Here is a 20,294-nt window from a genome sequence, read left to right on the forward strand (position 1 = left end):
AAATGGGATTCTCGCTTTCGCGAGAATGACGCGGCTTCTGATCCCGTCAGGTAATCCGCTTCAGCAGGGCGAGAAGCTGCTGCTGCTCGGCGGCGGAGAGCGGACCCAGCGTGATCTGTGTCACCTTGGGGCCGTTCTGCACCAGGCCTTCCACCAGGGCGCGGCCAGCCGGCGTCAGGCTGAGATAGCGGCGGCGCTTGTCGCTCTTGTCCGGCCGGTGCGCGATCAGCTTGCGCGTCGCCAGGCGGCGGATCACGCCCTGGATCGTCGCCGGGTCCATCGCCGTGAGGCGGCCAAGATGATTCTGCGACAACTCGCCGGCCTCATACAGCTTCACCAGCGCGGCATATTGCGTCGGCGTTACCTGGGCATCGCCGATGGTGCCGATGAAGATGGCAGTAGCGCGCTGGTGGGCGCGGCGGATCAGATGCCCCACCTGCTCTTCCAGCACATAGCCCGTCGGCACAGCAAGCGCAGCCTCGGTCGCCGCCGCGCCGTTCTGCGGCGTGGTGCGGGTCTCGGGTATCGCTGCGGTGGCCTTGCTTTTCGGCACGGTGCGGTTTCAATCCTCAGGAGCCATCAGATGGCGGCAGTCAGGCGGCGCGAGACTAGCGGCATTCAGCTACCGCCGCCAAGCCATTCGCACCAAGATTCGTGGGAATGCGGAAATTATACAATATACCAGCGTAATAAGCGGACTGCCGGCTTACAGCACCTGAGTCGATGCTTCCGCGCCGCGCTCCAGCAGCTTCAACGAGCCATCGCCGTTTTCGAACACGGTACAGGAGCAATGCGCCGGCTGGAACAGCACCAGGCGATCATCCTTGAGCGCCGCGCCCATGGCGGCATTGATCACCATGAAATGCGTGAAAATGACAATATCGCTGCGGCAAGAGAGCAGCGAGCCGACCACGCCCTGGCGCCAGGCACGCAGGATGCCGGGCTGATCGGCATAGCGCTGCGCCGCGATCCGCTTCAGCCATGGGCCACGCGCGGCCAGGCCCTGCATGGCGATTTCCGGCGGCGTCGGCACTTCCGACACGGCAGCGGAGATTTCGGCAACGCTGCCCCAGCGGTTGGCCAAAGGGGCTGCGGTTTCCTGCGCCCGCTGCAGCGGCGAACTCAGCACCGGCAACGGCCCCAGGGCTTCGAGCTTCAGCGCCAGATCGACGGCGCTTTCGCGGCCTTCATCGGAGAGGCCGGGGTCTTCGGCTTCGGCGAAATTCGCTGCCGCCTTGGCATGCCGCACGAGATAGAGCTTGGCCATCGCCGCTGATCCTAGAGCAGGTTGATGCGCATGTTTTCGCGCGCCACCAGCGCGCCGGACCACATCTGGCGCGCATCGGCTTCCAGACGCTCCATGAATGCATCTTCATGATCGGGATCGTGATGGAAGATCGCAAGCTGCTTCACCCGCGCCGCCAGGCAGAGTCGCACGCCTTCTTGCCAGGTGGAATGGCCCCAGCCGACATGGTTTTCGAATTCGCGGTCGGTATAGGTGCTGTCGTAAATCACCAAGTCGGCGCCTTCGATCAGCCCCAGGATATTCTGGTCCGGCTTGCCCGGCACATGCTCGGTATCGGTAACGTAGCACATCGACTTGCCGCCATATTCGACGCGGTAGCCGGTGGCACCATCGGGATGATTGAGCGGCGCGGTGCGCACACTGATGCCGTCACCGAGCGAGAAGCGGTCACCGGCACGGAAATCCTGGAACACAAATTCGGCGCCCATCTTCTCCAGCGGCACCGGGAAGAACGGCTCCGCCATCTGCGAGCGGAACACGCGTTCGATGCCGCCACGATCGGCGACATGGCCGGCGCGGACGACGAAGCGGCTGTTCTTGCGGAAGGCCGGCGAGAAAAACGGGAAGCCGTTGATATGGTCCCAATGGGTGTGCGAGAGCATCAAATCGGCACTGCTGTCGCCGCGGCGCAGCATCCAGTGGCCGAGATTGCGGATGCCGGTGCCGGCATCGAAGATCAGGATGCGGCCGCCGATCTTCACCTCAACGCAGGAGGTATTGCCGCCGAAGGCAATATGGCGCGGCGACGGCGTCGCGATGCTGCCGCGCACCCCCCAGAATTTCACCTTGAAGCCCATGCGTCTCCCCTCCGCTGGGTGTCCGGCTGATATCAGGCTGCCGGCAAAGCCATCTCCACCAGCCGCGCCCAGTAGCTGGCACCGATGGTAAGGGCTTCGTCGTTGAAATCATAATGCGGGTTGTGAATCATGCAGCTACCCTCGCCCGCGCCGTTGCCGATCCAGACATAGGAACCCGGCTTCTCGCGCAGCATCCAGGCGAAGTCTTCCGCACCCATGCTGGGCGCCAGGTTGCGTAACACATTGTCCTGGCCGACCACGGCAGCGGCGGCGCGTGCCGCCAGTTCGGTTTCATCGGCCGTGTTGATGGTGGGCGGATAGCGGCGCTGGTAATCCAGTTCGGCCACCGCGCCATGGGTGGCGGCGATGCCGGTGACGATCTGGCGCAAACGTGATTCGATCAGGTCCTGAACCTGCGGCGAGAAGGCGCGCGCGGTGCCCGAGAGCGTCGCCTCTTCCGGGATCACATTGGTGGTGTGGCCGGCATTGAACTGGCAGATGCTGACCACGGCCGGCTGCAGCGGATCGACATTGCGGCCGACGATATGCTGCACCGCCAGCACGATCTCGGCGCCGATCGCCACCGGATCGATGCCCTGGTGCGGGTAGGCGCCATGGGCGCCCTTGCCGCGGATCTTGATCCAGAACATGTCGGCGGAGGCCATCATCGGGCCGACGCGCACGGCAAACTTGCCGATGTCGTAGCCCGGCATATTGTGCATGCCAAATACGGACTCGCAGGGGAACAGGCGGAACAGACCATCGTCCACCATCACCTTGCCGCCGGCCAGATTCTCCTCCGCCGGCTGGAAGATGAAATGCACGATGCCGTCGAACTTGCGCGAATTGGCCAGATACTGCGCGGCGCCGAGCAGCATGGTGGTGTGGCCGTCATGGCCGCAGCCATGCATCTTGCCCTGATAGGTGGACTTGTGCGCGAAGTCGTTCAGTTCATGCAGGTCCAGCGCATCCATGTCGGCGCGCAAGCCGATGGCGCGGTTGCCGCTGCCGGCCTTCAGCGTGCCGACCACGCCGGTCTTGGCCAGGCCGCGATGCACCTCGATGCCGAAGCTCTTGAGCTTCTCGGCCACGATGTCGGCGGTGCGGTGTTCCTCGAAAGCAGTTTCGGGATGGGCATGCAGGTCGCGGCGCCAGGCCGTGAGGTCTTGCTTGCGGGCCACGATTTCATCAATCAACTGCATCTCGATCACCCTGCTGGCGCCTTGCTGGAGGCGCGGTAATTATTGCTTGTTTGCCGACACTAACCGATTGATTTTGCTGTTTCCAGGGCCTCCAACAGGGATTGACTCAAGGGCATCCGTGTGGTCTTGTCCGGGCCGCAGCAGGGCCGGTTTGCGCTTCGCCCGGCCCTCCCGCTCCCCTAAACACGCGGAAATCCATGGATTTTAATAGTCTAGGCTTAAGCGAGCCGGTGCAGAAGGCCGTTGCCGATGCGGGCTACGTGCAGCCGACCCCGATTCAGGCGCAGGCCATCCCGATCGTTTTGACCGGTCGCGACGTGCTCGGCACCGCCCAGACCGGCACTGGCAAGACCGCCGGCTTCACCCTGCCGCTGATCGACATCCTGGCCGGTGGCCGGGTCCGCGCCCGCATGCCGCGCGCGCTGATCCTGGAGCCGACCCGCGAGCTGGCCGACCAGGTGGCCAGCAGCTTCGCCACCTATGGCAAGTATTCCAACCTGTCGATGGCTTTGCTGATCGGCGGTGTGAACTACACCGACCAGGAAAAGCTGCTCGACCGTGGCGTCGACGTGCTGATCGCCACGCCGGGCCGCCTGCTCGACCATTTCGAGCGCGGCAAGGTGATGCTCACCGGCGTGCAGGTCTTTGTCATCGACGAAGCCGACCGCATGCTCGACATGGGCTTCATGCCCGATGTCGAAAAGATCGGCTCGAAGCTGCCGCCGCTGCGCCAGACGCTGTTCTTCTCCGCCACCATGCCGCCCGAGATGCGCAAGCTGGCCGACAAGTTCCTGAGCAATCCGAAGGAAATTGCCGTCGCGCGGCAATCGACCACCGCCGAGACCGTCACACAAGGGCTGGTCTATGTCGGCCACATGCTGAAGCGCGAGGCCTTGCGCAGTCTGATCCGCGCCGAGCAGGTGAAGAACGCCATCATCTTTTGCAACCGCAAGCGCGATGTGGACATGCTGGCCAAGTCGCTGCAGAAGCATGGCTTCGATGCCCGCCCGCTGCATGGCGACATGGACCAGGGCACCCGCACCGCGACGCTGGAAAAGTTCAAGCGCAACGAGATCGCCCTGCTGGTCGCCTCCGACGTTGCGGCGCGCGGCCTTGATGTGCAGGGCCTGTCGCATGTGTTCAATTTCGACGTGCCGACGCATCCGGAAGACTATGTACATCGCATCGGCCGGACCGGCCGCGCCGGCATGGAAGGCCGCGCCTACACGCTGGCGACCGACGAGGACGCCAAGTATGTGCGCGCCATCCAGCAACTGATCAACCGCGACATCCCGGTGGTGGAACTGACCGGCTTCGAAGCCGGCAAGACCGAAGCCGCTGAGGGCGAGGCGCCGCGTGAGGGTGGCCGTGAAGGTGGCCGCGAGCGCGGTGGCCGTGGACGCGAGCGAGGCCGCGACCGGGATCGGGGACGTGGCCGCGACCGGGGCCGCAACCGTGAGCGGGAAGCCGCGCCGGAAGCCGCCGCTGAAACCGCTGAGCAGCCAGGTCAGGAACAGCCGCAGCAGGAAGCCCGCGCAGTTCGCGAGGAGCGCCAGCCGCGTGAAGACCGTCCGCGCCAGGCCCGCGAACCCCGCCAGCCGCGCGAGGAACGCCAGCCCCGTGAAGAGCGGGCGCCGCGCGAAGACCGGCAACCTCGGGAAGATCGGGCCAAGGCCGAGCGCCAGAAACCCGAGCGCAACCGCAACCGCCATGACCGCGAGGATGGCCGCGACCCGCCGGTGGTGGGCATGGGCGACCATGTGCCGGATTTCCTGCGCCGGCCGGTACGCAAGGCCCAGCGCGGCTGATACACTGCCCCTCTGACATGCTGGCCGCGTTAAAGCCAGCGGTAAGTTGAGGCCAGCAGCAAGCGGAGCCGGTGATGCAGACGATCTTCGTGATGGTGAAGTGCGAACTGGGCCATGCCTATGACGTGGCGGCCCAGGCGGTGGAGACCATCGAGCAGGTTTCCGAGGTCCACTCGGTATCCGGCCAGTATGACCTGATGATGAAGTGCTACCTCCCCGATGGCGAGGATATCGGCCATTTCGTGGTCCATAAGCTGCAGACCATTCCGCGCGTGAAGGACACCTTCACCATCATCACCTTCAAGGCTTTCTCCTAATCCACCGCGTTCCGCAGCATGGCTGAGTCCGTCATCGGCTACGGCTTCGTGCTGCTGGTCGGCCTGCTGGCTGGCGGCATCAGCGGCATTGTCGGCTTCGGCTCCTCGATCATGCTGATGCCGGTGCTGGTCTACCAGTTCGGGCCGAAAGCCGCCGTGCCGATCATGGCGATCACCGCACTGGCGGCCAATCTTTCGCGCATCCTGCTGTGGTGGCGCGAAATCGACTGGCGTGCCTTCGCTGCCTACACAATCACCGCCGCACCCGCCGCAGCCCTCGGCGCCCGCACCCTGGTGGCCTTGCCGGGCTTCTGGGTCGATATCGCACTCGGCTGCTTCTTCATCCTGATGGTGCCGCTGCGCCACTGGCTGGCTTCGCGCGGCTTCAGGCTGACGCTGTGGCAACTGGCGCTGGCCGGGATTCCCATCGGCTACCTCACCGGCGTGGTGGTCTCCACCGGACCGATCAGCGTGCCCGTGTTTCTCGGCATCGGCTTGGTGAAAGGTGCCTTCCTGGCCACCGAGGCGGCCGGCTCGCTTGGCGTCTATATCGCCAAGGCGGCGGTGTTCCAGGCCTTTGGCGCGCTGCCCTGGGAGATCGTGCTGCAGGGCCTGATCGCCGGCGGCGCGGTAATGGCCGGCAGCTTCCTCGGCAAGCGCTTCGTACTCAGCCTCTCGCCCGATACCTTCCGCTATTTGATGGATGCGGTGATGGTGTTTGCCGGCGGCTTCATGCTGTGGAACGCCTTTTCCTGACCTGGTGTCAGATGGTTCCGTCGCGCTGCTGGCGCCGGATCATCTTGCGCAGCAGCGGGCCGCCCCAATAGCTGACGCCGGAAGCGGTTTCCATGTAATTCGCCTGATCTTCGTTCATCTCCGTCGGATCGATATACCAGTCGAGATGACGCGCCCAATAGGGCGGATAGCTGCGGAATGCCGGCCGCAGCCGCTCGAACGGCAGCCCGGCGCGATACAGCGCGAAGGTGGTATCGACAACGGCCTTGACCAGCTTCACCTCGCCGCCGCGCCACGGAAAGCGGCGCGTCCGATGCTTCCAGAATTTGTGCCAGTGCCGGCTTACCACTTCTCCCTTGAGCGGGTAGCTGTCGGGGATGTCGTCCATGCGCAGCATCGGCCCGACGACATCGACCTCCGCCGACGCCGCCAGGATGGCGTCATAGAGGTCAAGCATGTCAGCGCCCGCCGGATCGAGTTCGATGTCCGGGTCTGTCACCACATAATTCTCCGGGGCACGATCGGCGAAATACGCCGCCACGGTATCGGCAACCGAGTTGAGGTCATCCTGCTGCGTCGCCTTCTTGCCGGTGCGCAGCACGCGCACACCTTCGGCGACAAGCTGGTCGTAATAGTCGAGCAGCGGCTGATAGGTCGAACCGTTGTCGTGGATTACGATCTCCAGCGGCCGCGCCAGTCGGCGGAAAGACGCAAGGCCACGTCGCAACACGCCAAGGCGGTTGTAGCTGATGATGAAGATCGGGGTCGGCGGCGGGCTCATCCACGCCAGCCTATAGCGCAATCCTTAATAAAAAAGGGCGCGGTCAAGCCGCGCCCTTTCCTTGTTCGGGATCGCTGGATCGCTTAGCGCGACCACCAGCCCTTCTTCGGCGCCGGCGGCTCGGCCGGCTTGTCCTGGTTGCCATCGGCCGTGACCACCACGGTCTCGAATACCGGGCCGGTATGCACCGGCGCGGCCGGCACCGGCTTCACGGTTTCGGCCAGGGTTTCGGCTGGCGCTTCGGGCGCTGATACCGGAGCCGGGGCAACCGGCTCGGCCGGCTTCTCAGCCACCGGTGCCGGCGCAGCGACCGGCGCCGGGGCCGGCACGGCAACAGGCTTCGGCGGCGGCGGTTCGTCCAGGTCGATATCCAGCATCGGGCCGCCATCGAGCATGGCGCCAATGGCTGCGGGGGTCAGGAAATCGCCACTCGGCTGCGCGGCATAGTCGCGGTCGCGGCGCGGACGGTCATCCTGGCGCGGCTGCTGCGGCTGCTGACCGCCCTCGGCGCCACCTTCCTCACGGCGACGGCGGCGACCGCCACGGCGGCCACGGCGGCGGCGGCGGGCTTCGCCCTCACCGCCCTGGCCCTCGTTCTGGCCGCCATTCTGGTCGTTGGCTTCGCTGCCCTCGGCCTCTTCGCCTTCCTCGTCTTCGCCAGACTCATCGCCCTCGGCGCCATCGGCAGCAGCGGCAAAACCTTCGCCATCCTGCGGCACGGCTTCGGCGGCGGCACCTTCGCCGCGCGCTTCATCACCCCGGCCTTCTTCACCATTGCGGCCACCACGACGGCGACGACGGCGGCGGCGGCGGCGGCCATTGCCCTCGCCATTGCTTTCCTCGGCGCCGGCGGCTTCCGCTTCGCCCTCGCCTTCGCCCTCGATCAGCTCGGCATCATCCTCGGCCTCGCCTTCCTGGTCGATGAGGGCGAATTCCTCGTTGGCATTGGCATAGCTGCTCTGCTGCGTGATCGGACGCGGCGATTCGCTGCGCTGGGTCATCTCGGGCCGCAGCACCTCGCCCGGCTGGCGCGGCTTGCTGCGTTCGATCTTGTAGTCCGGCGGCACCAGGGACGGATCGGCGGCCACCACGATGCGCATGACATAGCGGCGCTCGATATCCGAGACGCGCTCGCGCTTGTGGTTCAGCAGGTAGATCGCCACTTCGGTCGGCACCGACACGATGATCTCGCCGGCGCGGTCGCGGATACCTTCCTCCTCGATGGCGCGCAGCACCTGCAACGCCGTGCTCTCGGTGGAACGCACATAGCCGCGGCCCTGGCAGTGCGGGCAGGGCATGGTCGAGCTTTCGATCAGGCTCGGCCGCAGGCGCTGGCGCGACATTTCGAGCAAGCCAAAGCCGGAAATGCGGCCCACCTGGATGCGGGCGCGGTCGCCGCGCAGGCATTCCTTGAGGCGCTGCTCCACCTTGCGGATGTTGCGGCTGTCCTCCATGTCGATGAAGTCGATCACCACCAGGCCGGCGAGGTCGCGCAGGCGCAACTGGCGGGCGATCTCTTCTGCCGCTTCCAGATTGGTCTTGTAGGCGGTCTCCTCGATATTGTGCTCGCGCGTCGACTTGCCCGAGTTGATATCGATCGAGACCAGCGCCTCGGTGGGATTGATCACGATGTAGCCGCCGGAGCGGAGCTGCACCGTCGGCGTGAACATGCTGTCGAGCTGCTGCTCCACCTGATAGCGGTGGAACAGTGGGATCTTGTCCTGATACGGGCGCACGCGCTCGGCATGGCTCGGCATCAGCATTTCCATGAAGTCGCGCGCCGCCTCGAAGCCCTGCGCGCCTTCCACCAGCACCTCGTCGATGTCATTCGAGTAGAGGTCGCGGATCGAACGCTTGATCAGATCGGCTTCTTCGTAGATCAGCGTCGGTGCGGTGCTTTCCAGCGTGCGCTCGCGGATGCTGTCCCAGGTACGCAGCAGGTATTCGAAATCGCGCTTGATCTCCGGCTTGGAGCGCTCCATGCCGGCGGTGCGCACGATCACACCCATGCCAACCGGAATATCCAATTCGCTGGTGATCGACTTGAGGCGCTTGCGGTCGGCGGGCGAGGAAATCTTGCGGCTGATGCCGCCGCCGCGCGCCGTGTTCGGCATCAGCACGCAATAGCGGCCAGCCAGCGACAGATAGGTGGTCAGCGCCGCGCCCTTGTTGCCGCGCTCTTCCTTCACCACCTGCACCAGCATGATCTGCCGGCGCTTGATCACTTCCTGAATCTTGTAGCGGCGCGAGAAATGCGTGCGGCGCGGACGGCGCACTTCCTCGTCGTGGCGGCCTTCGCCACCATTTTCATCCTGGCGGATTTCGCCGGCGGGCTCATCATGGCGGCCTTCGCCGCCGGACTCGCCGTTGCCTTCGTCATGGCGCTGCTCATCATTGCGGGCGTCGGCTTCAACAGCCTCGGCAGGCGCAGCGTCCTGGGCCTCGGCGACCGGCGCTACTGCCGCAGCTTCGGCAGCCGGCGCGGCTTCGAGAGCGGGCGCCTCAACGGCAGCAGCTCCGGCAACCGGTGCTTCCGCACCAGGGGCCGCAGCCGGGGCCGGCGGAATTTCCATTTCCACCGGAGCGCTGACTTCCGGCGCGGCCGCTTCGGCGCGCGACGGCACATTCCAGTAGGACGGGCCGGCAATCGGCTCGGCTTTGTCGTCGTCGCTCAAACCCGGACGCGCGGGGGTGATTTCCTCCACCGCGTCGTAGTCGCCCTCCACCGTCTCGATGGTGTCGATGGCATCATCGCCATGCTCGTTATCATCGAGATGGGCATCGTCGAGATGATCGTCGCCAAGGCCCTCTTCGCCTTCGGCAGCCTGGGCCTGCTCGTCCAGCGGCGCACCGCCTTCGGCATTGCGCGCCGGCTGGCCGCCACGATGACGGCGGCGACGACGGCGACGGCGTTCCTCGGCTTCGAATTCCTCATCCTCGGCCTGGGCGGCGCGCGCCTCTTCCTCGGCCTGCTGCTCAAGCAGGGCCTGACGGTCGGCGATCGGAATCTGGTAGTAGTCCGGATGGATTTCGCCGAAGGCCAGGAAGCCGTGGCGGTTGCCGCCATATTCGACGAAAGCGGCCTGCAGCGAGGGCTCAACGCGGGTCACCCGCGCCAGATAAATATTACCCTTCAATACCTGCTTGGTGGAGGTCTCGTAATCGAATTCCTCGAGACGGGTCCCCTTCACCACCACGACCCGGGTTTCCTCCAGGTGGGTGGCATCAATCAACATACGCATGCCCATGGGCACAATTCCCTGCGGCGCAGCGCTGCCCGTGCGAATAACAGACGGCGGGCGCCTTTGCTTTTCGAAGCCAGCCCCACCCGAGCGTCCGGGGGTGAGCCATGCACCGGCGGCTGCCGCCTGCTTCGGCCTGTCCTCTTATTGCCAGTGTGGCTTGAGGACTGGGCCGTGGGCGCGACGGGCGCCGCATTGCCGATCCGGGGCGCTCCAGCCGGCCGACCAGCATTTACTGCCAGGTCCGGCCCGAGCGCTCGCCGTATGATCGGCTCACCGGCGTTGCCGCCGGCTGGTGCCGCCACCAGAAATCCGGTGGCCGCTCCGAGGGTTCATACAGATCCGTACTGTCTTGAGCGCGAGGGCCGAGGCCGCCTCGCCCGCAGCCGCCACTCCTTTGGGCAGGCCGTAATTTTGGGCGATCAGGCTCACGATCCGCGCGCCGCCCCTCCGCACCGGTCTAATGAATAGGCTGGACGAAGCAGGCTGACTCGGATATTCGCGGTTGCGAAAGTAGCCTCTTTACCGACACAGGGACAAGAGCTTTCTTGACGGGGCTTTTACAGGGGCGCGACATTATCCGCAAAGCACTGATTTTTCTCATGTTTTTGTGCGGTCTCGGCCCTGCCGAGGCAATGGCGCAGGCTGTTGCCCGGGTGGAGCGGGTGGATCTCAGCCTGAATGCCGGCCTCACCCGCCTGGTGCTGGAGGCCGACCGGCCCCTGAACGCCTTGCTGCTGAACGAGCCGGGCGGCCTCGACCTGACCCTGAAACTGGAACAGGCGGTGTTCGCCGCCGGCCCGGCGCAGCGGCTGGCCGCCGGCGTGGTGGAGCGGCTGGACCTGCCGGCGAGCAACGAGCGTGCCGACCGGCTGCGCTTCAGCCTGCTGGATGGCGCCGTGGTCGACCGCGCCTTTGCCCTGCCGCCCCAGGGCGGCCGGGGCCACCGCCTGGTGATCGACCTGCTGCCGGCCGACCCCGCCGCCTTCGTCGCCGCCTTCGCCCAGCCGGTATTGCTGCCCGCCACCATCGTGCCGGTGGCCCCCGCGCCGGCCTCGCCACAAGCCCCCCCGGGCCGCGACAGCCGCAAGCTGATCGTGCTCGATCCCGGCCATGGCGGCCATGATCCCGGCGCCATCTCGGCCTCCGGGCGCTACGAGAAGGAGCTGACCCTGGCGGTGGCCCAGGCGCTGGCCCGCAAGCTGCGCGCCACCGGGCGCTACCGGGTAGCCCTGACCCGCGAGCGCGACCAAGCAGTGAAGCTGATGGACCGGGTGGAATTCGCCCGCCGCCGCGAGGCCGACCTGTTCCTGTCGATCCACGCCGACAGCCTGGCCGCCGACCGCGCCACCCGGGGTGCCAGCATCTATACCCGCGCCGAGGATGCCACCGACCGCGAGGCCGAGGCCCTGGCTTTGCGGGAAAACCGCGCCGATCAATTGGCCGACAGCAGTGCCGCCGGCGATGTGGATGATGTGGTGGCGATCCTGATGGATCTGGCCAGCCGCGATACCCGGCGCCTATCGGGCCGCTTTGCCGGGCTGCTCGCCGCGTCCCTGGCCGAGCGCATCCCGCTGCGCCGTAACGGTATGCGGGCGGCGAATTTCCGCGTACTGGCGGCACCGGACATCCCTTCGGTGCTGCTGGAACTGGGCTATCTGTCGAATCCGGGCGACGAGGCGCTGCTTTTCTCCGAAACCGGCCGGGCACAACTTGCGGACGCAGTGGCGGAAGCCATTGACCGTTATTTCAACGCCGCATCGCTGCCATAATCGGTCTGTACAGAAGGCGCTGGCGGGTCTATGAACCGGCGCCTCCCTTTTCTGCCCCAGGCGGTCCGACATCCCGATGCGGTTGCTGCGTTACTTCTTCGCCCTGCTCTTCCTGGCCCTGCTCGGCAGCCTTGCCGCCGCCGCCGCCGGCCTCTACGGCCTGTGGTATTATGGCCGCGACCTGCCCGACTACCAGCAGCTTGCCAATTACCAGCCGCCGGTAACCACCCGCGTGCATGCCGGCGATGGCCGCCTGATCGCCGAATTCGCCCGCGAGCGCCGCCTGTTCGTGCCGATGACGGCAATGCCGAATACGGTAATTCAGGCCTTCCTCTCCGCCGAGGACAAGAATTTCTACAGCCATGTCGGCATCGACCCGGTGGGCATCGCGCGGGCCGTGGTGCAGAACGTGTTGAACGTGGCGCAGAACCGCCGCCCGGTCGGCGCTTCCACCATCACGCAGCAGGTGGCGAAGAACTTCCTGCTCGGCAATGAAGTCTCGCTGAGCCGCAAGGCCAAGGAAGCGATCCTCGCCTTCCGCATCGAGCGCGCCTTCCCGAAGGACAAGATCCTCGAGCTCTATCTCAACGAAATCTATCTCGGCGCCGGCGCCTATGGCGTTGCCGCTGCCGCGCTGACCTATTTCGACAAGTCGCTCTACGACCTCACCATCGCTGAAGCCGCCTATCTCGCCGGCCTGCCCAAGGCGCCGAGCAGCTATCATCCGACGCGGCAGAATGATCGCGCCAAGGCCCGCCGCGACTATGTGATCGACCGCATGCTGGAAGATGCCGTGATCACCCGCGAGGAAGCCAAGCAGGCCCGCGATACGCCGCTGGTGGCACTGACCCGGCCGGAAACCGAATTCGCCCGCGCCGACTGGTTCGCCGAGGAAGTGCGCCGCTCGCTGGCGCAGCGTTATGGCGACAAGGGCCTCTATGAAGGCGGCCTCTCGGTTCGTGCCACGATGGACCCTGTGCTCCAGGCAGCGGGCGAGAAGGCTTTGCGCGATGGCCTTGTCGCCTATGACCGCCGTGCGGGTGGCTGGCGCGGCCCGCTGGCGAAACTGCCCGCCGGCACCGACTGGCGCCTGCGTATCACCGGCCTGCTGCAGCAGCCGGGCACCATCCCGATGGGCGCCATCCTGCCGCCCTGGCGCATCGCCACGGTCATCTCTGTCACCAACGAAGCCGCCGAGATCGGCTTCGGCGATGGCAGTACGGGCCGCATCGCCTATGCCGATCTGCGCTGGGCACGGCCCAAACTCGATACCAGCAACGGCAACACCCACGCGGTACAGCTCGGCCCGGTGCCGAAGAGTGCTGCGGATGTGCTGCAACCCGGCGACGTGATCATCGCCGATCCGCTGCCGGGCCAGAAGGATGCCTATGCGCTGCGGCAGATCCCGGAAGTGGGCGGCGCCCTGGTGGCGATGGACCCGCATACCGGCCGCGTGCTGGCCCTGGTCGGCGGCTTCGATTTCAAGGTCAGCCAGTTCAACCGCGCGACGCAAGCGATGCGCCAGCCCGGCTCCAGCTTCAAGCCCTTTGTCTATGCCGCCGCCCTGGATAACGGCTTCACGCCCTCGAGCCTGGTACTGGACGCGCCCTTCGTGCTCGACCAGGGCCCCGGCCTGCCGCTGTGGAAGCCTGGCAACTACACGCGCGAATTCTACGGCCCGTCGACTCTGCGCGTCGGCATCGAGAAGTCGCGCAACCTGATGACCGTGCGCCTGGCGCAGGCCATCGGCATGGAAAAGGTTGTCGCCTATGCCAAGCGCTTCGGCATCGTCGACGACATGCCGAATGTGCTCTCCATGTCGCTGGGAGCTGGCGAAACCACGCTGATGAAGCTGACCACGGCTTACGCCGAACTGGTGAATGGCGGCCGCAAGATTGCGCCGACGCTGATCGACAAGGTGCAGGATCGCCAGGGCCGCACCATCTTCCGCCATGATACGCGGCCCTGCGATGCCTGCCGCCCGCTGGCCTTCGAGGGCCAGGCCGAGCCGGCTTTGCCCGATACACGCGAGAGCGTGCTCGATCCGGTGACCGCCTATCAGATGGTCTCGATGCTGGAAGGCGTGGTGCAGCGTGGCACCGGCGTGCGGCTGCGCGATCTCGGCAAGCCGGTGGCGGGCAAGACCGGCACCAGCAACGACAGCTTCGACACCTGGTTCATGGGCTTCAGCCCCGATCTCGCGGTCGGCGTCTTCGTCGGCTACGACACGCCGCGCGACCTCGGCAAGCGCGAGACCGGCGCCTCGGTGGCGGTGCCGGTGTGGCGCGACTTCATGGCCGAGGCGCTGAAGACCCGCCCCGGCATCCAGTTCCGCGTGCCGCCCGGCGTGCGCCTGGTGCGGGTGCAGGCCGATACCGGGCTCCCCGCCCAACCCGGCGACCGCGGCGTGATCCTGGAAGCCTTCCGCCCTGGCACCGAGCCGACCGGCGAACGCAACGTGCTGGACGGTTCGCTGTATGAGCGCGAGGCGATCAGCGGGGCCGGCGGCAGTGCCGGCGCGGCGCCCACGGCGGGCACCGGCGGGCTGTATTAAGCGCCGCACATCGAGGCGCCGAGGCCGCTTGACAGGACCCGCCCCGGCCCTTAGAAACCCCTTCGCCCGACGGCCCGGTTCATCCGGCGCCGGACGCGGCAATCCTGGCGGGCGGTTAGCTCAGCGGTAGAGCACAGCATTCACATTGCTGGGGTCGCAGGTTCAATCCCTGCACCGCCCACCATCGAATTTCCCGGAAAATTAGGTGATTTCGTTTTTGGCGCCAGCAACCGCCTCAGGGTCCGTTTGCCCGGAAAATAATAGCTAAATTATACAAAATGTATAAAATACCCAATAATTACGTGACTTTTTTCAAATCACGAGAGGCCCAGATGCTGACCTCCCTGCCCGACCTCGACTCCCTGCCGAGCCAGACCGCCACGCAGGTGAAGAACAAGTGGAGCGAAACCGTGCGCATGGTTCAGCGCAACGGAAGCGTTGCCGTGACCAATCATGCAACGGTCGAGATGGTGCTGGTGGCTGCCGAGACCTATCAGCGGATGGCGGCGGAGATTGAACAGCTCAAGGCGCGCGAGGCCGGCAAGCTCGATGAACTAAGCCGGCGCTTCGATGCCAATCTGGCAAGCCTGCAACAGCCGCAGGCCGCCGACCGGGTATCGAACCTGTTCGCCGCCAAGGGCAAACTGACAGCGCGACCAAAGGCCGGCGGCTCCTACTGAGAAAGCGTTGATGCCCGCGACGCGCCCCTTCATCCTGGTGCTGGCCGGCGTCAACGGCGCCGGCAAAAGCTCGGTCGGCGGCGCCCTGCTGCAACAGCATGGCTTGGCCTGGTTCAATCCTGATCGCTACGCGCGCAGCCTGGTCGAGGAACTGCACCTCACGCAGGATGAAGCCGACAGCCGCGCCTGGCTGCATAGCCGTGAGTTGCTGGAACGCGCCATCTCAGAGGACAGCAATCATGCCTTCGAGACGACACTGGGCGGCAATACTTTCGCCGCACTGCTGCTCCGGGCCTGCCAGAGTCATGACGTGATGATCCTGTTCTGCGGCCTTGCCTCGGTGGAACAGCATATCGCCCGCGTCCGCCTGCGCGTTGCCCATGGCGGCCACGATATTCCCGAACAGCGTATCCGCGAACGCTGGACAACGGCGCGCAGCAACCTGATCCGCCTGCTGCCGCAACTCGCACGGCTGCAAGTTTTCGACAACAGCGCCGAAGCGGCCCCCGGCGAAGAGGTTCCCGACCCGGTACTCGTGCTGGAGATGGCGGCTGGCCGCCTCACCTTCCCGCAGCACGACGACATTGCAACGCTCAGCGCCACGCCCGACTGGGCCAAGCCGATCCTGCAGGCGGCCATTGAATTGCAGACCGGGCGCTAAGTTCGGAACAAAACACCACGTGGTGCGTTGTCTCTCCGTCATGCCAAAAAATCAGCCGCCACCACACCAGCCACCCACGCGCCCGAAGCGCCGCCGTATCGATAGCGATGATACGGTTGCCATCGCCGCCGACGATTCCTTCCCCGCCAGCGATCCGCCGGCCTGGACCAATCTGTCGGTTGGCGACAAACCCAAATCCACCAAGCCTTCAACCAAGCCCGAACAGCCCAAGCGTTCCTGAACGGTCTTGACGCGCTCCGCCCGATAGGCTAATAAAACGATTTAGTAAAACGTTTTACCAAAAACAACAAAACCTTTCGGGAAGGAAACATCACCATGCGCCACAAGCCGCAGCTCTCTCGCCGCGCGTTCCTTGGAACAACCGCCGGCCTCGCCGCCGCCGCCACTTTCGCCACGCCCGCCATCGTGCAGGCGCAGGCACCGATCGCCTTCCGCGTCTCGTCCTCGATGCCGGTGGACCCGAACGCAGCGCATTACATCTGGTTCGAGGAATTCCAGAAGCGGCTCAAGGCCAAGGTTGGCGACCGCATCCGGCTGGACTATTTCCCCAACGGCCAGCTCGGCAAGGAAGCCGACGTGGTGCAGCAGGTGATCATCGGTTCCGTGGACATGATGATCACCGGTTCCTCGATCTGGGCCACCGCCGTGCCGGAAATCGGCATGCTCGATCTCGGCTTCCTGTTCGATGACTACGTGCATGGCGCCAAGGCGCTGGATGCCGGGCTGGGCGATGCGCTGGCCAACCTGATGATGGACCGCAAGGGCGTCGGCGTGCTCGGTTGGGGCTTCCATTTCGGCGCCCGCAGCGTCTACACCCGCACAAAGGCCGCCGACCTCAACGGCCTCAAGAGCGTGAAGCTGCGTGTGCTGCCCGCCCCGGCCTTCATCGAGACCTTCAAGCTGATGGGCGCGGTGCCGACGCCAATGCCGATCAACGAACTCTACACCGGCCTGCAGACCGGCGTGGTGGATGGCTTCGAGCATGACGCCGCCACCGTGCTGTCGAACCGCTTCTACGAAGTGACCAAGTTCTGCCTGCAGACCGACCACCTGTTCAGCCCGATGACCGCCAGCGTCGGCAAGCGCGGCCTGGCCAAGGTGCCGAACGACCTGAAGGACGCCTTCCACACCGCCGCCCGCGAGGCGACCATCGCCGAGCGCGCGGTGGCCGACAGCAAGGCCAAGGAAGCGATCAAGGAACTGGAAAAGCTCGGCGTCAGCTTCACCCCCTTCCCCGCCGCCGACCGCAAGGCCATCGGCAAGCAGATGTCGGATAAGCTCTACGCCCAATTCGCCGAGCAGTATCCGGCCACCAAGCCGCTGTTCGAGATCATCGCCAAGGCGCGCGCTTAAGCGCGCCCACGCGGCTATAATCCGGGCCGGCCTGCCACATACAGGCTCAGGCCGGCCCGGCAACTAAAAAACACACAGGAACACCGGGTGGGGAACGTATCATGGCGGGGATGACCAGTAACGCGGCGGAAGCACCGCTGCTCTATGCGCGCTACGGCGCCATCGGTGCCGGCCTGCGCCGTCTGCTCGGCTTCCTCGACTATGCCGCCGGCATCGCCCTGGCGGTCGACGTGCTGGTGGTATTCGCCTCGGTGATCTTCCGCTACTTCCTGCATGATCCGGTCGATTGGGCCGAGGAAGTGGCGCGCGCGCTGATGGTGCTGCTGGTCTTCTTCGGCGCCGGCACCGCGCTCGGCCGCGGCCAGCATGCCGGCATCGAGGTGCTGCACCGCCAGTTCCCGGTCACCTGGCATAGCATGCTCAGCCATATCAACCGCTGGATCGTAGCCGGCGTTGCCACGGCTCTGTTCATCACCTCGGTGGCGCTGGCGATGGAAAGCCACGACCAGACCACGCCGCTCGGCCTGCCGCATGGCATCTATGCCTATCCGGTGGTGTTCGGCAGCCTGTGCATGACCCTGTTCGCCTGGGCCAACGCCCTGGATGGCGACCGCACCCAGGTCTTGCAGAGCTTCATCGGCTGCGCCCTGGTGGTCGCGGCAGTCTATGTCTGGAACCACCTGCTGCCGCAAGCCGCAGTCACGCCGCTGCTGCTGCTGCTGTTCGGCTTCCTGCTCAGCGTCATCGTCGGCGTGCCGATTGCCTTCGCGCTTGCCTTCGGCTCGCTGGTCTATTTCCTTGCCGATCCGTCGCTGCCAATGGTGATCTATTCGCAGCAGGTGGCGGCCGGTGCCGACCATTTTGTGCTGCTGGCGATCCCGTTCTTCGTGCTGGCCGGCATCGCCATGGAAGTGAACGGCATGTCGGCCCGGCTGATCGGCCTGCTGCTGCACCTGATGGGCCGCCTGCGCGGCGGCATCAACCTGATCATCATTGCCTCCACCGCCATCTTCTCCGGCATCTCCGGCTCCAAGCTGGCGGATATCGCGGCGGTGAGCGGTATCATCATGCCGGCCGTGCGCCGCAGCCGCCAGGATCCTAACGAAGCCGCCGGCCTGCTCGCCTGCACGGCTGTAATGGCGGAAACCATCCCGCCCTGCGTCAACATGATCATCTTCGCCTTCGTCGCCAATATCTCGGTGGCGGGCCTGTTCATGGCCGGCCTGATCCCGGCAATCTTCCTCGCCCTGCTGCTCGCCGCCGTGGCGATCTGGTTCGGCGGCAAAGTCGACCCGCAGCATCTGCGCACCCATGAGCATTCGATGACGCAGCTTGTCGTCGGCTCGATCATCTCGCTGGTGATGATCCTGATGATCGGGCGCGGCGTGATGGCCGGCATCGCCACCTCCACCGAAATTTCCGCCTTCGCCGTGGTCTATGCCCTGGTGATCGGCGGCGCCGCCTTCCGCGAACTGACCTGGAAGGCGACGGTGAAGCTGTTCGTGCATTCCGCCACCATGTCGGGCAGCATCCTGTTCATCGTCGCTGCCGCTTCCGGCTTCGCCTATGCGCTCACCATCGAGCAGATCCCGACCATGATCACCCAGGTGATGGTGGATTTCGGCCATCAGTATGGCAGCGTCATGTTCGTGCTGTTGGCCACCGTGGTGATGGTATTCTTCGGCGCCGTGCTGGAAGGCGCACCGGCGCTGATCATCTTCGGCCCGCTGCTCACCCCCATCGCGGCGCAGCTCGGCGTCAACCCGCTGCATTTCGGCACCGTGATGGTGGTGGCGATGGGCCTCGGCCTGTTCGCGCCGCCGGTTGGGCTCGGGCTTTTCGCCACCTGCGCCATGACCGGCACGCGGGTCGAGGATGTCGCCCGGCCGATGGCGAAATATCTCGCCATCCTGGTGGTCGGCATCGTTATACTGGTGCTGTTCCCGGTCGTGTCCCTCTGGCTGCCGAATCGTCTCGGCATCAACTGATAAAAGCGCATGTCCACCATCAATGACGTCGCCAGGCTCGCCGGAGTTTCGATCTCCACCGTCAGCAATGTGCTGAACGGCCGCACCGACCGCATGAGCCGCGAGACATTGCAGCGGGTGGAGCGGGCGGTGAGCGAACTCGGCTTCCAGCCGAACCGCACCGCGCGTCAGCTCAAGACCGGCCGCGTGCAGTTGCTTGGCCTGCTGGTGCCCTCCATGGGCAATCCCAGCTACGGGCTGCTGGCACGCGAGATCGAGGGCGAATCCTGGCGCCGGCACGGCTATCGCGTCATCGTCGCCAACACCTACCGCAAACCCGAGCATGAACGCGCCTTCATCGACGACCTGTGGTCGCAGGGCGTGCGCGGCGTGATCGTGATTTCCTCGCTTGCCGACGAAAGCCATTTCGAGGCGCCGATCCAGCGCGGCATGGTGGCGGTGAGCTACGACAGCCATGCGCGGCGCGACCGCGAGCCGATCCTCGACTATGTCTCCGCCGACAATGCCGCCGGCGCGGCACTGGCGGTGGAATACCTGGTGTCCCGGGGGCATCGCCGCATTGCCTTCGTCACGCCATCGGCCTGGACCTTCAGCCGCGCCGAAAAGCGCGATGGCTTCATGGCCGCTGCCAAGAAGGCCGGCATCAAGGGCGTGGTGATCGAGGGCAGCACCGGCTCGAGCTATGTGGACGAGGAAATGGCCGAGTTGGGCCAAAGCCTGGCGGCGCCGCTGGCCCGGCATCCGGAACAGCCGACCGCCGCCGTGGCGATCAACGACATGATGGCCATCGGCCTGACGGCGGGCCTGCGCGAACAAGGCCTCAGCGTGCCGCAGGATATGTCGGTGGTGGGCATGGACGGCATCCCGCTCGGCGCCTATACCGCGCCACGCCTCACCACCATCAAGCTGCCGCTGCCGGAACTGGCCCGCACCATGGTGGACCGCATCATGCTGCGGCTGGCCGAACCGCAGACGCCGCCCGGCGAATTCCGTTTCTCATCTTCCCTGCTGGTGCGCGATTCCGTGGCGCCGCCGCGTGCCGCCGCGAAGCTGGTGCGCAAGAGTGCAAAGAGTTAG

The 20,294-nt window shown here is 65.6% G+C and carries 17 protein-coding genes and 1 tRNA gene; 12 read left to right on the forward strand and 6 right to left on the reverse strand.

The genetic code is table 11. From position 1 onward, the window contains the following. Nucleotides 1-46: 46 nt before the first annotated feature. The 4 genes from V6B08_RS21560 to V6B08_RS21575 all read right to left on the reverse strand — a co-directional run bounded on the left by V6B08_RS21560 (nt 47) and on the right by V6B08_RS21575 (nt 3,305). Nucleotides 47-553, reverse strand: a complete 507-nt coding sequence (locus tag V6B08_RS21560) for a MarR family winged helix-turn-helix transcriptional regulator (RefSeq protein ID WP_341984821.1) — start codon at nt 551-553, stop codon at nt 47-49. Nucleotides 554-706: 153 nt separating this feature from the next. Continuing rightward, complete coding sequence (locus tag V6B08_RS21565; protein WP_341984822.1) at nt 707-1,267, reverse strand: histidine phosphatase family protein; 561 nt, start codon at nt 1,265-1,267, stop codon at nt 707-709. 11 nt (nt 1,268-1,278) lie between these two features. Continuing rightward, on the reverse strand, nt 1,279-2,103 hold the full coding sequence (locus V6B08_RS21570) for an MBL fold metallo-hydrolase (RefSeq protein WP_341984823.1): 825 nt from the start codon (nt 2,101-2,103) through the stop codon (nt 1,279-1,281). A gap of 32 nt (nt 2,104-2,135) precedes the next feature. Further along, a complete protein-coding gene (locus tag V6B08_RS21575) occupies nt 2,136-3,305 on the reverse strand; it encodes a M20 aminoacylase family protein (RefSeq protein ID WP_341984824.1) in 1,170 nt (389 codons plus the stop codon). Nucleotides 3,306-3,502: 197 nt separating this feature from the next. Here V6B08_RS21575 and V6B08_RS21580 point away from each other — a divergent pair, with 197 nt between their 5' ends. The 3 genes from V6B08_RS21580 (at nt 3,503) to V6B08_RS21590 (ending at nt 6,186) form a co-directional block, all read left to right on the forward strand. Continuing rightward, complete coding sequence (locus V6B08_RS21580; protein ID WP_341984825.1) at nt 3,503-5,113, forward strand: DEAD/DEAH box helicase; 1,611 nt, start codon at nt 3,503-3,505, stop codon at nt 5,111-5,113. A gap of 74 nt (nt 5,114-5,187) precedes the next feature. Continuing rightward, nucleotides 5,188-5,430, forward strand: coding sequence for an Lrp/AsnC ligand binding domain-containing protein (locus tag V6B08_RS21585; RefSeq protein ID WP_341984826.1), 243 nt, complete (start codon nt 5,188-5,190; stop codon nt 5,428-5,430). An 18-nt stretch (nt 5,431-5,448) separates the two neighbouring features. Beyond that, complete coding sequence (locus V6B08_RS21590; protein WP_341984827.1) at nt 5,449-6,186, forward strand: sulfite exporter TauE/SafE family protein; 738 nt, start codon at nt 5,449-5,451, stop codon at nt 6,184-6,186. Nucleotides 6,187-6,193: 7 nt separating this feature from the next. Here V6B08_RS21590 and V6B08_RS21595 read toward each other — a convergent pair whose 3' ends face one another. Continuing rightward, the gene (locus V6B08_RS21595; RefSeq protein WP_341984828.1) at nt 6,194-6,946 is read right to left on the reverse strand and encodes a glycosyltransferase family 2 protein; all 753 of its coding nucleotides are present in this window, start codon (nt 6,944-6,946) and stop codon (nt 6,194-6,196) included. An 83-nt stretch (nt 6,947-7,029) separates the two neighbouring features. Then, entirely contained in the window at nt 7,030-10,194 is a 3,165-nt protein-coding gene (locus tag V6B08_RS21600) for an Rne/Rng family ribonuclease (RefSeq protein WP_341984829.1), read from the reverse strand. Between the two features lie 596 nt (nt 10,195-10,790). Between V6B08_RS21600 and V6B08_RS21605 the strand changes: the two genes are divergently transcribed. The 9 genes from V6B08_RS21605 to V6B08_RS21645 all read left to right on the forward strand — a co-directional run bounded on the left by V6B08_RS21605 (nt 10,791) and on the right by V6B08_RS21645 (nt 20,294). Continuing rightward, nucleotides 10,791-11,960 (forward strand): N-acetylmuramoyl-L-alanine amidase family protein, encoded by a 1,170-nt coding sequence (locus V6B08_RS21605; protein WP_341984830.1) that lies wholly within the window; start codon nt 10,791-10,793, stop codon nt 11,958-11,960. 76 nt (nt 11,961-12,036) lie between these two features. Next, on the forward strand, nt 12,037-14,514 hold the full coding sequence (locus V6B08_RS21610; RefSeq protein WP_341984831.1) for a penicillin-binding protein 1A: 2,478 nt from the start codon (nt 12,037-12,039) through the stop codon (nt 14,512-14,514). A 109-nt stretch (nt 14,515-14,623) separates the two neighbouring features. Beyond that, nucleotides 14,624-14,698 (forward strand) — tRNA-Val (locus V6B08_RS21615). 148 nt (nt 14,699-14,846) lie between these two features. Beyond that, nucleotides 14,847-15,194 carry a type II toxin-antitoxin system Phd/YefM family antitoxin gene (locus V6B08_RS21620; RefSeq protein WP_341984832.1) on the forward strand — a complete coding sequence of 116 codons (348 nt, stop codon included), beginning with the start codon at nt 14,847-14,849 and terminating at the stop codon, nt 15,192-15,194. A gap of 10 nt (nt 15,195-15,204) precedes the next feature. Next, nucleotides 15,205-15,855, forward strand: coding sequence for an ATPase (locus V6B08_RS21625; protein WP_341984833.1), 651 nt, complete (start codon nt 15,205-15,207; stop codon nt 15,853-15,855). Nucleotides 15,856-15,895: 40 nt separating this feature from the next. Beyond that, nucleotides 15,896-16,096 (forward strand): hypothetical protein, encoded by a 201-nt coding sequence (locus V6B08_RS21630; protein ID WP_341984834.1) that lies wholly within the window; start codon nt 15,896-15,898, stop codon nt 16,094-16,096. A gap of 95 nt (nt 16,097-16,191) precedes the next feature. Continuing rightward, entirely contained in the window at nt 16,192-17,229 is a 1,038-nt protein-coding gene (locus V6B08_RS21635) for a TRAP transporter substrate-binding protein (RefSeq protein WP_341984835.1), read from the forward strand. 101 nt (nt 17,230-17,330) lie between these two features. Then, on the forward strand, nt 17,331-19,217 hold the full coding sequence (locus tag V6B08_RS21640) for a TRAP transporter large permease (protein ID WP_341984836.1): 1,887 nt from the start codon (nt 17,331-17,333) through the stop codon (nt 19,215-19,217). Between the two features lie 9 nt (nt 19,218-19,226). Then, the gene (locus V6B08_RS21645) at nt 19,227-20,294 is read left to right on the forward strand and encodes a LacI family DNA-binding transcriptional regulator (protein WP_341984837.1); all 1,068 of its coding nucleotides are present in this window, start codon (nt 19,227-19,229) and stop codon (nt 20,292-20,294) included.

The organism is Ferrovibrio sp. MS7 (assembly GCF_038404985.1).
GTDB classification, from domain to species: Bacteria; Pseudomonadota; Alphaproteobacteria; order Ferrovibrionales; family Ferrovibrionaceae; genus Ferrovibrio; species Ferrovibrio plantarum.

Bases quoted from the DNA above. Each gene is read 5' to 3' on its own strand.
- V6B08_RS21575 (WP_341984824.1), bottom strand. From the start codon at position 3,305: ATGCAGTTGATTGATGAAATCGTGGCCCGCAAGCAAGACCTCACGGCC.
- V6B08_RS21625 (WP_341984833.1), top strand. From the start codon at position 15,205: ATGCCCGCGACGCGCCCCTTCATCCTGGTGCTGGCCGGCGTCAACGGC.
- V6B08_RS21585 (WP_341984826.1), top strand. From the start codon at position 5,188: ATGCAGACGATCTTCGTGATGGTGAAGTGCGAACTGGGCCATGCCTAT.
- V6B08_RS21595 (WP_341984828.1), bottom strand. From the start codon at position 6,946: ATGAGCCCGCCGCCGACCCCGATCTTCATCATCAGCTACAACCGCCTT.
- V6B08_RS21590 (WP_341984827.1), top strand. From the start codon at position 5,449: ATGGCTGAGTCCGTCATCGGCTACGGCTTCGTGCTGCTGGTCGGCCTG.
- V6B08_RS21565 (WP_341984822.1), bottom strand. From the start codon at position 1,267: ATGGCCAAGCTCTATCTCGTGCGGCATGCCAAGGCGGCAGCGAATTTC.
- V6B08_RS21620 (WP_341984832.1), top strand. From the start codon at position 14,847: ATGCTGACCTCCCTGCCCGACCTCGACTCCCTGCCGAGCCAGACCGCC.
- V6B08_RS21570 (WP_341984823.1), bottom strand. From the start codon at position 2,103: ATGGGCTTCAAGGTGAAATTCTGGGGGGTGCGCGGCAGCATCGCGACG.
- V6B08_RS21600 (WP_341984829.1), bottom strand. From the start codon at position 10,194: ATGGGCATGCGTATGTTGATTGATGCCACCCACCTGGAGGAAACCCGG.
- V6B08_RS21580 (WP_341984825.1), top strand. From the start codon at position 3,503: ATGGATTTTAATAGTCTAGGCTTAAGCGAGCCGGTGCAGAAGGCCGTT.
- V6B08_RS21635 (WP_341984835.1), top strand. From the start codon at position 16,192: ATGCGCCACAAGCCGCAGCTCTCTCGCCGCGCGTTCCTTGGAACAACC.
- V6B08_RS21640 (WP_341984836.1), top strand. From the start codon at position 17,331: ATGGCGGGGATGACCAGTAACGCGGCGGAAGCACCGCTGCTCTATGCG.
- V6B08_RS21630 (WP_341984834.1), top strand. From the start codon at position 15,896: ATGCCAAAAAATCAGCCGCCACCACACCAGCCACCCACGCGCCCGAAG.
- V6B08_RS21645 (WP_341984837.1), top strand. From the start codon at position 19,227: ATGTCCACCATCAATGACGTCGCCAGGCTCGCCGGAGTTTCGATCTCC.
- V6B08_RS21610 (WP_341984831.1), top strand. From the start codon at position 12,037: ATGCGGTTGCTGCGTTACTTCTTCGCCCTGCTCTTCCTGGCCCTGCTC.
- V6B08_RS21605 (WP_341984830.1), top strand. From the start codon at position 10,791: ATGTTTTTGTGCGGTCTCGGCCCTGCCGAGGCAATGGCGCAGGCTGTT.